Origin of the sequence: Pseudomonas sp. MD195_PC81_125 (assembly GCF_014060985.1) — a bacterium.
In the GTDB taxonomy this organism is placed as follows: Bacteria; Pseudomonadota; Gammaproteobacteria; order Pseudomonadales; family Pseudomonadaceae; genus Aquipseudomonas; species Aquipseudomonas parakoreensis.
This window is the reverse complement of record NZ_JABULD010000210.1, coordinates 1-12,929: the sequence shown is the minus strand read 5'-3', so window position 1 is coordinate 12,929 and position 12,929 is coordinate 1. Positions and strand designations below refer to the sequence as shown.

At 60.5% G+C, this 12,929-nt stretch carries 11 protein-coding genes and 2 pseudogenes; 5 read left to right on the top strand and 8 right to left on the bottom strand.

Annotation, left to right across the window (positions count from 1 at the left end):
* Nucleotides 1–85: 85 nt before the first annotated feature.
* The 7 genes and pseudogenes from nth to metG form a co-directional block, all read right to left on the bottom strand.
* Nucleotides 86–725 (bottom strand): annotated as a pseudogene (gene nth / locus HT737_RS08975) (endonuclease III).
* Complete coding sequence (locus HT737_RS08970; RefSeq protein ID WP_182402273.1) at nt 722–1,303, bottom strand: Rnf-Nqr domain containing protein; 582 nt, start codon at nt 1,301–1,303, stop codon at nt 722–724. The pseudogene nth and the gene HT737_RS08970 overlap by 4 nt, the downstream one beginning before the upstream one ends.
* Nucleotides 1,300–1,905, bottom strand: a complete 606-nt coding sequence (locus HT737_RS08965) for an RnfABCDGE type electron transport complex subunit G (protein ID WP_182402271.1) — start codon at nt 1,903–1,905, stop codon at nt 1,300–1,302. Before HT737_RS08965 ends, HT737_RS08970 begins: the two co-directional genes overlap by 4 nt.
* Nucleotides 1,902–2,885, bottom strand: coding sequence for an RnfABCDGE type electron transport complex subunit D (locus HT737_RS08960; RefSeq protein WP_182402269.1), 984 nt, complete (start codon nt 2,883–2,885; stop codon nt 1,902–1,904). The genes HT737_RS08965 and HT737_RS08960 overlap by 4 nt, the downstream gene beginning before the upstream one ends.
* Nucleotides 2,872–4,083 (bottom strand): electron transport complex subunit RsxB, encoded by a 1,212-nt coding sequence (rsxB, locus tag HT737_RS08955; protein WP_182402267.1) that lies wholly within the window; start codon nt 4,081–4,083, stop codon nt 2,872–2,874. Before rsxB ends, HT737_RS08960 begins: the two co-directional genes overlap by 14 nt.
* Nucleotides 4,080–4,649 (bottom strand): electron transport complex protein RnfA, encoded by a 570-nt coding sequence (locus HT737_RS08950; RefSeq protein WP_121186961.1) that lies wholly within the window; start codon nt 4,647–4,649, stop codon nt 4,080–4,082. Before HT737_RS08950 ends, rsxB begins: the two co-directional genes overlap by 4 nt.
* 132 nt (nt 4,650–4,781) lie before the next feature.
* A complete protein-coding gene (gene metG / locus HT737_RS08945; RefSeq protein ID WP_121186959.1) occupies nt 4,782–6,833 on the bottom strand; it encodes a methionine--tRNA ligase in 2,052 nt (683 codons plus the stop codon).
* Between the two features lie 321 nt (nt 6,834–7,154).
* On the opposite strand from metG, the gene apbC reads away from it, so the two are divergent.
* Nucleotides 7,155–8,249: an iron-sulfur cluster carrier protein ApbC gene (gene apbC, locus HT737_RS08940; protein WP_182402265.1), complete on the top strand. Its 1,095-nt coding sequence runs from the start codon at nt 7,155–7,157 to the stop codon at nt 8,247–8,249.
* Nucleotides 8,250–8,343: 94 nt separating this feature from the next.
* Here apbC and HT737_RS08935 read toward each other — a convergent pair.
* A pseudogene (locus HT737_RS08935) lies at nt 8,344–9,103 on the bottom strand (SDR family oxidoreductase).
* Between the two features lie 163 nt (nt 9,104–9,266).
* Here HT737_RS08935 and HT737_RS08930 point away from each other — a divergent pair.
* The 4 genes from HT737_RS08930 (at nt 9,267) to groL (ending at nt 12,790) form a co-directional block, all read left to right on the top strand.
* A complete protein-coding gene (locus tag HT737_RS08930; protein ID WP_095668423.1) occupies nt 9,267–9,998 on the top strand; it encodes a HugZ family protein in 732 nt (243 codons plus the stop codon).
* 78 nt (nt 9,999–10,076) lie between these two features.
* A complete protein-coding gene (locus tag HT737_RS08925; RefSeq protein WP_182402263.1) occupies nt 10,077–10,541 on the top strand; it encodes an FxsA family protein in 465 nt (154 codons plus the stop codon).
* Nucleotides 10,542–10,799: 258 nt separating this feature from the next.
* Nucleotides 10,800–11,093 carry a co-chaperone GroES gene (locus HT737_RS08920; protein WP_007916610.1) on the top strand — a complete coding sequence of 98 codons (294 nt, stop codon included), beginning with the start codon at nt 10,800–10,802 and terminating at the stop codon, nt 11,091–11,093.
* Nucleotides 11,094–11,143: 50 nt separating this feature from the next.
* Nucleotides 11,144–12,790 (top strand): chaperonin GroEL, encoded by a 1,647-nt coding sequence (gene groL, locus HT737_RS08915; protein ID WP_007964008.1) that lies wholly within the window; start codon nt 11,144–11,146, stop codon nt 12,788–12,790.
* Nucleotides 12,791–12,929: the final 139 nt, after the last annotated feature.

Below are 12,929 nucleotides of genomic sequence, written 5' to 3'. Positions count from 1 at the left end.
TGCCTTTGGCGCTCCTTATATCGATATTCCTGCTGCGGGTAAAAAAGATTTTTTCAATCGGTAAATCAATTATTCCAATAGCCAATCAATCGTCCGAGGTTTTGTGTTTGTACTCGCACAAATCTTCGATCCGGCAGCTGCCACAGCGTGGCTTGCGCGCCAGACACACATAGCGACCGTGCAGAATCAGCCAGTGGTGAGAATCCAGCAGGTAGTCTTTTGGCACAAATTTCATCAGCTTCTTTTCAACTTCAACGACATTTTTACCCGGGGCAATACCGGTGCGGTTGCTCACACGAAAAATGTGCGTGTCGACCGCCATGGTCAACTGACGGAAAGCGGTATTCAGGACCACGTTGGCCGTCTTGCGGCCGACGCCGGGCAGCGCTTCCAGTTCTTCGCGCGTCTGCGGGACTTCGCCATTGTGCAGTTCGACCAGCATGCGGCAGGTCTCGATCACGTTTTTTCGCTTTGCTGTTATAGAGACCGATGGTTTTGATGTATTCGGACAGCCCTTCGACGCCCAGTGCGTGGATCGCAGCGGGGGTGTTAGCCACCGGGAACAGTTTGGCCGTGGCCTTGTTGACGCCGACGTCGGTTGATTGCGCCGAAAGAATGACCGCGATCAACAACTCGAACGGCGAGGAATAGGCCAGCTCGGTCTTCGGCTCGGGATTGTCTTCATGAAGTCTGCGGAAGATTTCCAGACGTTTTGCGGCATTCATGGATGATGTGTTTCCTTGGAGAGAGCGTTCGAACGGGTCCAGGCCTGGCGGGCGGCGAGCAGAAGCCCAAGCACGATAAAGGCGCCGGGAACCAGGGTGAACAGGTGCAGCCCTTCGTCGAACAGCACCAGGCCTTGCCAGTGCTCAGGCAGGCCACGGCCGATATGGCCCTGACCGAACAGTTCACGCAGTCCAGCCAGCGCGATCAGCAACCCGCTCGACAGGCCAAAAAACTTCAGGCGCAGGCCAAATGCCTGGGCAAAGAATCCATTGTATTCCAGCACCACGCATTGCAAGGCGATCAGCCCGGTATAGATTCCGAGTGACTGTTGCCACTGCAACGCCCAGCGTTGCGCGAGGATATTGGCGCAACTGGTCAGGGTGGCGGCCAGCAGCAGACTGGCCAGCATCCGGTCGCGGTCAGACAGTCGCGAGCGCAATGCGCCGAAACAGACACCGTAAACCGCCACGACGACGCCCGACATCAGCAGCATGCCCAATGCGCTAGCCAGTGTTGTACTGGTGCCAAGCAGCACAACCAGCATCAAGGCATTCGTCAGGTTTGTCGGCCGGTTCATGATCCGATCCCGAGCAAGGTTGCCCGGTGCTCATCGAAGTAGCGCAAGGCGTCGTGGATGGCATTGACGGTGGCCCGGGAGGTGATGGTCGCGCCCGCCAGTTGATCGAACTGTCCCTGATCCTTTTTCAGCGCCCAGCCTGCGTCGTCAGGCGCGTGACGCGATTGACCGGTAAATGTCGCCAGCCAGTGGTTCGGCCAGTCGCCAATCCGCCCGCCGAGCGCGGGCGTTTCGTTGTGCCGCAGGGTTTTTACGCCCAGCAGTCTGCCGTTGGCATCGATGGCGATCAGCAGTTCGATAACGCCGGCATAACCCTCGGTCTGCGTGCGCAACAGCACCGCCACCGGCTGTCCGGCTTTGCTGGCGCGGTAACCCGCCAGCAATTTGCTGTGGCTCAACGTCGCATCAGTCAATGCCAGTGGCTGCTCCAGCGGCTGATTGTCGTATGCATCGGCCGCGAGCACATCGAGCAGCTTGCGGCTGTCGAGCAGGGCTTGCTCGCTGGCAATCTGCGGCGCACTGGCGCGTTGCACCACATAAGTCAGGCCGAGCCCCGCGCCGGCCAGCAGCACGAGCGTCACGACAGAAACCGTGCGGCTCATGATTGCACCTGCGTCTGGCGGGCGGCGGCAAAACGTTCCAGCGCTGGCACGCAGAGATTCATCAGCAACACCGCAAACGCGACACCGTCGGGGTAGCCGCCCCATGTGCGAATCAGGTAGGTGAGCAAGCCGACGCCAACGCCGAACAGCAGCCGGGCCAGCGGACTTTTGGCGCCCGACACCGGTTCGGTGATGATGAAAAAGGCACCGAGCATGGTTGCCCCGCTCAACAGATGAAACAGCGGTGAGCCGTGGGAATCGGAACCCGAACCGTTCCAGCAGAGCAGGCTGTCGACAAACAGGCTGGCCAGCATGCCGACCGGCGCTTGCCAGGCGATTACCCGGCGCTGCAACAGCCACAGCCCGCCGGCGAGAAACGCCAGATTGATCAACTCCACGCCGCGTCCGCCGAAGCGGCCGAACGCCGGGTTGGCGGCGAACAACTCATCCATGGTCAGGCTCTTGTTGATGCGCAGACTGTCCAGCGCAGTGGCCTGCACCCAGGCGTCCGGGGCCTGGCCCAGATTCAGGACTTGGGCAAAAGCGGCCTGCAGATTCATGCCGTGCGCCGGCCAGTGGGTCATCGGCTGCGGGAACAGCAGCATCGCCAGGGCGAAACCGAGCATGGCCGGGTTGAACGGATTCTTGCCGACACCACCGTACAAATGCTTGCCGAACAGCAGACCCGAAGCCACCGCGGTCACGGTCAGCCACCACGGGCAGTAAGGCGGCAGGGCAGCGGCCAGCAGTGTCGCGCTGACCAGCGCGCTGCCATCGCTGAGCGTCAGTTGCAAAGGTTGGCGCCGCAGGCGGGTGACGCCAGCTTCGATCAGCAGCGCCGTGCTCGCCGCCAGAATCAAATTGATCAGCACGCCCCAGCCGTAACACCAGAGCAGTGCCAACAATCCCGGCAGCGTGGCCAGCAGCACCTGCTTCATCGCCTGTTGCAGGCGATCATCCGTTGCCTCACGGGGCGACATGGTCTTGCACCTGACGCTCGGCGGCCAGCAGGCGAGCGCGGGCCTTGTCGAGGATGTCATTCGGTGTGTCGGCGCGGCGTTCGAGTTTGCTCAGGTCGGCGCGGGCGTAGGCCAATTCGGTTTTCAACTGGCGGAGCTGGTTGTCGATCGGGCGCTTTTCCACCCGGACCCGATCAGGCACAGGCTGCTCACTGGCCGCCTCGGCCACATGCAGGGCTTGCTCGGCATCACGCAGGGCCTGTTCCAGCGTGGCAATCTGCTGCGCGGGTGCTTCAGCGGTCTGAGCCTTTTTCAGTTCGGCGCGACGCATGGCCAACTGGATTTTTGCCCGTTTCAGATCCGCGTCTTTCGCCGGAGCCGGAACCGCAGCGGCGGGAACGGCGGCGCTGCTTTCGAGTTTCGCCAGCGCCTGTTCTGCCGCTTCGAACTGCTGCTGCAGCACGATCAGTTGCGATTGCTGTTCGAAGGTCGGTGGATGGCCGAAGGCTTTCAGCGATTTATGCAATTGCGCGCGGCTCATGGCGACATCGATCTTGGCTTTCTTCAGCGCCGCATCGGCGGTTGCGGCTTTCTGCGCGCGCACCCGTTCCAGAGCTGCCTGCACCGGGTCGAGAGTGGCCGCCGCCGGTTGCGCCGCCCGTTGCGCGCGGGCTTCGCGCTCAGCCTGTTTGTGCTGTTCTTCGCGTTGCAGGCGGGCGTTGCGGCGTTCGAAACGCTGGCGCGCATGATCGCGTTTGGCCGTGCGTGCGCGCAGCTCTTCAAGGCTGGTCGCCAGACCACCGACAACCGGCAAGGTGCCGAGCGGCAGCGGGTGCATCTCGATGCAGTCCACCGGACACGGTGCCACGCACAGGTCGCAACCGGTGCATTCGTCGATCAGCACGGTGTGCATCAGTTTCGCCGCGCCGACGATGGCATCGATCGGGCAGGCCTGGATGCACTTGGTGCAGCCGATGCACTCGGCTTCGCGGATGTAGGCCACTTGTGGCGGTGCCGCGCCGCGGCTGACGTCCAGTTCCAGCACCGGTACTTTCAACAGTTCAGCCAGGGCGGCGATGGTTTCGTCGCCGCCGGGCGGGCACTTGTTGATCGGTTCGCCGTCGACGATGCCTTGCGCATAGGGCTTGCACCCGGGGTGGCCGCATTTGCCGCACTGGGTCTGCGGCAGGAGGGCGTCGATGAGTTGAATCAGACTCATGTTTTGATCAGTCCACTGAATCCGAGAAAAATCACTGCGATCAGTCCGGCGCCGATCAGGTCGATCGGCAAGCCGCGAAAGGGCAGGGGAATGTCGTTGTCCGCCGTGCGTTCACGCAAGTCGCTGAACAGGCTCAGCACCAGCCAGAAACCTAGCCCGGCGCCGAGGCTCAGTGCCGCCGCCTGCAACAGGCCATGATCATTTTGCGCATTGATCAAGGCCAGCCCCAGCACGCCGGCATTGCCCAACAACAATGGCCATAGCCCATCGAAGGGCCAGTCAGGCAGCGCACGGGTCAGCAGTTTCAATACTGGCGCGATCAGCAGCACGTTGAGCGGCAAGAACACGAACAGGTGCAGGGCCTGCAGTTGCAGCGGTACCAGCAGCCAGTGCCAGATTGCGTAACCGAAGATGCCGACGCTCAGCATCAGGCACCCCGTCGCCAGCCCCAGCGCATGCACCAGGCGCCGACTGCCGGCCAGCAACGGATCGACACCCAGCGGCCAGTGCAACACGAAGTTGTTGAGCAGGGCGGCACTGATCAGCGTAAGCGCAAGTTCGGTCATGGTTCTGCCGGCAGCAACGGGCGGGTGTCACTTAAGGTTAGGCATTATCCGGCACCCGCGAAGGGTGGGCCAGATATGAAAAATCCCACAGGCCTGCAGAACATGCCTGTGGGATCGTTTTACCGCTGGGTCTTACTTGATGCGTTGACCCGGCTTGGCGCCGCTGTCCGGGCTCAGCAGGTAGATTTCTTCACCGCCAGGGCCGGCGGCCATCACCATGCCTTCGGACATGCCGAACTTCATTTTCCGCGGCTTGAGGTTGGCGATCATCATGGTCAGGCGACCGTCGAGTTTCGACGGGTCCGGGTAGGCGCTCTTGATTCCGGAGAACACGTTGCGCTGCTCATCACCGATGTCCAGGGTCAGGCGCAGCAGCTTGTCCGCGCCTTCCACGTGTTCAGCCTTGACGATCAGGGCCACGCGTAGGTCGACGGCGGCGAAGGTGTCGAAGTCGATTTCCGGCGACAGCGGATCCTTGGCCAGTTCGCCATTGCCCGCAGGTGCGGCAGCACCGGTGTCGGTCTGGCTGGCGGTCAGGTCTTCTTTCGAGGCGTCGGTCATGGCCTGCACTTTTACCGGGTCGATGCGGGTCATCAACGGTTTGAACTCGTTCAACTGATGGTTGGCCAGCAGGGTGGTGTGGTCGTTCCAGGTCAGCGGGGCGACATTGAGGAATGCCTCGGCGTCGGCGGCCAGCAGCGGCAGCACCGGTTTGAGGAAGATCACCAGCTGGCGGAACAGGTTGATGCCGGTGGCGCAGATCGCCTGGACTTCATCCTGCTTGCCTTCCTGCTTGTTCAGCGACCATGGCGCCTTGTCGGCGATCCAGGCATTGGCGCGGTCGGCCAGGGCCATGGTTTCGCGCATGGCGCGGGCGAAGTCGCGGGCTTCATAGGCGTCGGCAATGCCTGGTGCTGCGGCGAGGAAGGCCTCGGTCAGCTCTGGCGCAGCGTTGTTGTCGACCAGCAGGCCGCCGTTGCCCTTGTGGATGAAACCGGCACAACGGCTGGCGATGTTGACCACTTTGCCGACCAGGTCGGAGTTGACCTTCTGCACGAAGTCTTCGAGGTTCAGGTCGAGGTCATCGACACCACGGCCCAGTTTGGCCGCGTAGTAGTAACGCAGGTATTCCGGCGACAGGTGATCCAGGTAGGTGCGCGCCTTGATGAACGTGCCACGGGACTTGGACATCTTCTGGCCGTTGACGGTCAGGTAGCCGTGCACGTTGATCCCGGTCGGCTTGCGGAAACCGGCGCCTTCGAGCATGGCAGGCCAGAACAGGGCGTGGAAGTTGACGATGTCCTTGCCGATGAAGTGGTACAGCTCGGCGGTCGAGTCCTTGCCCCAGAACGCGTCAAAGTCCAGCTCCGGCGTTCGGTCGCAGAGGTTCTTGAAGCTGGCCATGTAGCCGATCGGCGCATCCAGCCACACATAGAAATATTTGCCCGGCTCGTCCGGAATCTCGAAACCGAAGTACGGCGCATCGCGGGAGATGTCCCACTGCTGCAGGCCGGCGTCCAGCCACTCGGCGATCTTGTTGGCCACGGCGTCCTGCAGGGTGCCGCTGCGGGTCCAGGTCTGCAGCATCTGCTGGAAGTCTGGCAGCTTGAAGAAGAAGTGCTGGGAATCCTTCAGCACCGGAGTCGCGCCGGAGATGGCCGACTTTGGATCCTTCAGGTCGGTCGGGGCGTAGGTCGCACCGCATTTTTCGCAATTGTCGCCGTACTGGTCTTCAGTGCCGCATTTCGGGCAGGTGCCCTTGATGAAGCGGTCGGCCAGGAACATTTTCTTTTCCGGGTCGAAATACTGGGTAATCGAGCGCTGGGCAATGTGCCCGGCATCGCGCAGTTTCAGGTAGATCTGGCTCGACAGCTCACGGTTTTCTTCGGCGTGAGTGGAGTGGAAGTTGTCGAAGTCGACCAGGAATTCGGCAAAGTCGGCGCTGTGTTCAGCCTGCACATTGGCGATCAGTTGTTCCGGAGTGATGCCTTCCTTTTCCGCGCGCAGCATGATCGCCGAACCATGGGCGTCGTCGGCGCAGACATAAATGCATTGATTGCCGCGATGCTTCTGGAAGCGCACCCACATATCGGTCTGGATGTATTCCAGCATATGGCCAAGGTGGATCGAACCGTTGGCGTAGGGCAGGGCGCTGGTGACGAGGATCTTGCGTGGTTCGGACATGTGGGGCTTCGCTACTTGATGAAACGGAGGTCGGCCACTATAAAGCGCTGGCGCATATTTTTCACCCTGTGCCGCTGGGTACTTTGAGAGCATTTGTGGCAAGGGGATTTATCCCCGATGGGTGGCGAAGCCGCCCCCAAACCCGATATCAGGGCCTGTCAGACACACTGCGGGTGATGGTTTTGCGACTGCTGCGCAGCCGATCGGGGATAAATCCCCTCGCCACAGGGGTTAACGGGTTGAAGTAATCAGTTCGCCACAAATCAGCGTCCAGCGTACGATACCCGCCATCTTTTCCCAGTCTTGTTATCGGAGTTGCCCATGAGTGCCGTCACTCGCGCAGCGGTGGAAGCCGTCCTCAGCCAATACACCGACCCCTACCTGAACCAGGACCCGGTCAGCGCCGGTTGCGTGAAGCACATCGAGATCGATGGCGACCGCGTCAAGGTTCAGCTGGAAATCGGCTACGCCGCCGGCCTGTTCAAGAGTGGCTGGGCGCAGTTGCTGCAGTTGGCCATCGAAAACCTCGATGGGGTGACGATCGCCAGGGTCGAGGTCGACAGCGTGATCGCCGCGCACAAGGCCCAGGCCCAGATCCCGGGCCTGGCCAACGTCAAGAACGTGGTCGCCGTGGCGTCGGGCAAGGGCGGTGTGGGCAAGTCGACCACTGCGGCCAACCTCGCACTGGCGCTGGCCCGCGAAGGCGCCAGGGTGGGGATTCTCGACGCCGACATCTATGGCCCGAGCCAGGGCATCATGTTCGGCATCCCCGAGCGCACTCGCCCCGAGGTCAAGGATCAGAAGTGGTTCGTGCCGCTCAAGGCCCACGGTGTCGAAGTCATGTCGATGGCGTTCCTGACCGACGACAACACGCCGATGGTCTGGCGCGGGCCGATGGTCTCCGGCGCCTTGCTGCAACTGGTTACGCAAACCGCGTGGGGCGATCTGGATTATCTGGTCATCGACATGCCGCCAGGCACTGGCGACATCCAGCTGACCCTGGCGCAGAAAGTCCCGGTAGCCGGTGCGGTGATCGTCACCACCCCTCAGGATCTGGCGCTGCTGGACGCACGCAAAGGCGTGGAAATGTTCCGCAAGGTCAACATCCCGGTGCTGGGCGTGGTGGAAAACATGGCGGTGCACATCTGCTCGAACTGCGGACATGCCGAGCATCTGTTCGGTGAGGGCGGTGGCGAGAAGCTGGCGACTCAATATGGTGTCGAACTGCTGGCCTCGCTGCCGCTGTCGATGCTGATCCGCGAGCAGGCCGATGGCGGCAAGCCAACGGTGATCGCCGAGCCGGACAGCCAGATCGCCATGGTCTATCAGGAACTGGCCCGCCACGTCGGCGCGCGCATTGTGTTGCAGGAAGCGGCGACGCCGGCAATGCCGAATATCAGCATCAGTGACGATTGATCGGCGTCGTTTGCTAAAAGATCGCAGCCTGCGCAGCTCCTACAGAAAAGCTCTGTGCAGGAGCTGCCGCAGGCTGCGATCTTTTGATCTTGCTTTAGATGCGCAACCCGCCATCCATCTCCAGAATCCGCCCGGTGTAGTAGTCGTTCTCGAAGATGTACGCGGCCGAATGGGCGATCTCTTCCGGCTTGCCCATGCGCTTGAGCGGAATACCCGAGGTCATTTTTTTCCAGCGCTTCGGGCTTCATGCCCAGGGTCATCTCGGTTTCGATGAAGCCCGGCGCAATGCCCGCCACGCGAATGCCGTAACGCGCCAGTTCCTTGGCCCAGGTCACGGTGGCTGCGGCCACGCCTGCCTTGGCGGCGGAATAGTTGGTCTGGCCGACGTTACCGGCGCGGGAAATCGAGGAAATGTTGATGATCGCGCCGCTGGTCTTCAGCTCGACCATTTTCGCCGCCACTTCACGGGTGCACAGGAACACGCCGGTCAAGTTGACGTCGATCACCGCCTGCCACTGGGCCAGGCTCATTTTGCTCATTTCGCCATCTTTGACCTTGAGCAGCAGGCCATCGCGCAGGATCCCGGCGTTGTTGATCAGGCCGTGGATCGCGCCGAAATCTTCGGCAACCTGCGCGACCATGTGTTCAACCTGTTCTTCATTGGCCACGTTGCACAGATAGCTGCGCGCCTCGACACCCTTGGCCTTGCAGGCTGCCACCGCGTCATCGAGTTTTTCCTGATTGAGGTCAACCAGTGCAAGCCTGGCGCCTTTGCCGGCGAAATACTCGGCCATGGAACGGCCCAAACCCTGGCAACCGCCGGTGATAATGATTACTTTGTCGTTGAGTTGCATGCGCATGCCCCGATAGCCGGTCTGAGTGGTTTTTGTTATTGGCGACGCTCGATCCGTACCGGTATGGCCAGATTGCACATGAGCATTGCCCGATGGCGTTACAGGGACTTATCCCCAGGCGCCTGTCCGTTTTTTCGACGGATTCTATTTAAGGAGTCATAAATTGAGCGTTGAAGCGGCCAAGAATGCCCGAGAATTGCTTCTCAAGGAATACCGTGGCGTATTGTCGACCCACTCCAAATCGATGCCCGGTTTCCCGTTCGGCTCAGTGGTGCCGTATTGCCTGGACGAGCAAGGCCGCCCGCTGATCCTGATCAGCCGCATCGCCCAACACACTCACAACCTGCAGAAGGACCCGAAGTGTTCGCTGCTGGTGGGCGAGCGTGAGGCCGACGACGTGCAGGCCGTTGGTCGCCTGACCTATCTGGCCGAGGCGCAAAAGCTCGAAGATCCGGCGGCTATCGAAGCCGCCGCCGAGCGTTACTACCGTTATTTCCCCGATTCGCAGAACTACCACAAGGCCCACGATTTTGATTTCTGGGTGCTCAACCCGGTACGTCACCGCTACATCGGCGGTTTCGGCGCGATTCACTGGGTCGATCAGTTGACCCTGGCCAACCCGTTTGCCGGCAAGGCGGAAATCAGCATGGTCGAGCACATGAACAGCGATCACGCCAAAGCCATCGCGCATTACGTGGAGCTCAGCGGGTTGCCGCAAACCGTGCCGGCGCAACTGGCCGGAATCGACAGCGAAGGCATGCACCTGCGCATCGGTCAGGCACTGTACTGGTTGCCCTTTCAAGCGCCTTGTCATACGCCGATACAAGTGCGCGAAGCCTTGGTTTCTCTGGCTCACGCCGAGGTCTGGCCAAAAAATGCGGTGGCCGACGCTTGAATTCACGAAAGGGCGACGTCATCTAAGGCTTACTGCAAGGCATTTCTTGCGTTGAGGAATCTTTGATGCGCCCTTTTTTTGTTGCTCTTTCTGCTGTTTCCGGTGCTGGAGCTGTTCGTATTCGTCAAAGTGGCAGGGGCGATCGGGTTTTTCCCGGCCCTGCTGCTGATCATTCTCGGCTCGATGTTCGGTGTGTTCGTACTGCGCGTCGCCGGTCTGGCAACTGCGCTGCGTGCCCGTGAAAGCCTGAATCGCGGTGAGTTGCCCGCACAGACCATGCTTGAAGGCTTGATGCTCGCCTTGGCTGGCGGCCTGTTGATCCTGCCGGGTTTCGTCAGTGACGTGGTCGGTCTGGTGATGTTGTTGCCGTTCACCCGTCGTCTGCTGGCCAATAAAATGCGTCAGCGCGCCGAAGAACAGGCGATGCGTCAGCGGGCCTTTGCCGATGACCTGCAACCCCGTGGCGGTCCTGCACCGCGCCAGCCTCTGGGCCGCGAGGGTGATGTGATCGAAGGCGAGTTCGAACATCGCGACAGCCAGTAACCCCTGCATTGACACGGCACCTTCGGGTGCCGTTTGTTTATGCGCGGCATTCAAGGGGCACATGATGAAAAATTTTCTGTCCCCGCCCTTGTAATAAGCTTATGCGCCCTTATGTATCGGTCACCGAAAGGTTTCCGGCATTCAAGCCGGACAGACTTCCGCGGTTCGCTCGACGAACCGCAACCGGCGCAGGCCGGATTTGTTAAACCCGCCGGGACTACACCGGCCGATGAAAACCACAATTAGGAGAGATCGACAATGAAGCTTCGTCCTCTGCATGACCGCGTCGTCATCCGTCGCAGCGAAGAAGAAAAGAAAACCGCTGGCGGTATCGTCCTGCCAGGTTCGGCTGCTGAAAAAGCCAACCACGGTGTGATTCTCGCTGTAGGCCCGGGCAAGGCTCTGGAAAACGGTGAAGTGCGTGCACTGTCCGTGAAGGAAGGCGACAAGGTTGTGTTCGGTCCTTACTCCGGCAGCAACACTGTGAAAGTTGACGGCGAAGACCTGCTGGTAATGAGCGAGAACGAAATCCTCGCTGTTATCGAAGGCTGATACCCCCGTTCATTTTCCCGTTACTACAAAGTATTTAAGGAATATCGATCATGGCTGCTAAAGAAGTTAAGTTCGGCGATGCCGCTCGCTCCAAGATGCTCAAAGGCGTCAACGTTCTGGCTGACGCGGTAAAAGCGACCCTGGGCCCGAAAGGCCGTAACGTGATTCTCGAGAAGAGCTTCGGCGCTCCGACCATCACCAAGGACGGCGTTTCCGTCGCCAAGGAAATCGAACTCGAAGATCGCTTCGAAAACATGGGCGCGCAGCTGGTCAAAGACGTTGCCTCCCGTGCCAACGATGACGCTGGTGACGGTACTACCACTGCGACCGTTCTGGCTCAATCGATCGTCAACGAAGGCCTGAAAGCCGTCGCTGCCGGCATGAACCCGATGGACCTGAAGCGCGGTATCGACAAAGCGACCATCGCCATCGTCAAAGAGCTGAAAGCCCTGTCCAAGCCATGCGCTGACACCAAGGCCATCGCTCAGGTCGGCACCATTTCCGCCAACTCCGACAACTCCATCGGCGACATCATTGCCGAAGCCATGGAAAAGGTCGGTAAAGAAGGCGTGATCACCGTTGAAGAAGGCTCGGGCCTGGAAAACGAACTGTCGGTTGTAGAAGGCATGCAGTTCGACCGTGGCTACCTGTCCCCGTACTTCGTCAACAAGCCGGACACCATGGTGGCCGAGCTCGACGGCCCGCTGATCCTGCTGGTCGACAAAAAGATCTCGAACATCCGCGAAATGCTGCCAGTGCTGGAAGCCGTTGCCAAAGCCGGCCGTCCACTGCTGATCGTAGCCGAAGACGTTGAAGGCGAAGCCCTGGCGACGCTGGTCGTGAACAACATGCGTGGCATCGTCAAGGTTGCAGCCGTCAAGGCGCCAGGCTTCGGCGACCGTCGCAAGGCCATGCTGCAGGACATCGCCGTTCTGACCGGCGGTACCGTGATCTCCGAAGAGATCGGCCTGAGCCTGGAAAGCACCACCCTGGAGCACCTGGGTAACGCCAAGCGCGTGACCCTGTCCAAGGAAAACACCATCATCGTTGACGGTGCTGGCGTACAAGGCGACATCGAAGCACGTATCGCTCAGATCCGCGCCCAGGTTGCCGAGACTTCCTCGGACTACGACCGTGAAAAACTGCAAGAGCGTCTGGCCAAACTGTCCGGCGGTGTTGCAGTGATCAAGGTTGGCGCTGGTTCCGAAGTTGAAATGAAAGAGAAGAAGGCCCGCGTTGAAGACGCCCTGCACGCAACCCGTGCAGCCGTTGAAGAAGGCGTGGTACCTGGCGGTGGCGTTGCGCTGATCCGCGCTCTGGAAGCCCTGACCGAACTGACCGGCGACAACGCTGACCAGAACGTGGGTATCGCTGTGCTGCGTCGCGCTGTTGAAGCGCCGCTGCGCCAGATCGCTGCCAACTCCGGTGACGAGCCAAGCGTAGTGGTCAACGAAGTGAAGAACGGCAAAGGTAACTTCGGTTACAACGCCGCTTCCGGCGAATACGGCGACATGATCGAAATGGGCATCCTGGACCCAACCAAGGTCACCCGTTCCGCTCTGCAAGCTGCAGCCTCGATCGGCGGTCTGATCCTGACCACCGAAGCAGCTGTTGCTGATGCACCGAAGAAAGAAGGCTCGGCTGGCGGCGGTATGCCAGACATGGGCGGCATGGGTGGCATGGGCGGCATGATGTAAGCCAGCCTTACCCTGTAACGAAAAACCCCGCCTGCGATGAGCAGGCGGGGTTTTTTATTGCCCGGATTTCAAGCTTCACACCGTCCCCTGTGGGAGCGAGCCTGCTCGCGAAAGCAATCACACCGTCACTACATCTGTG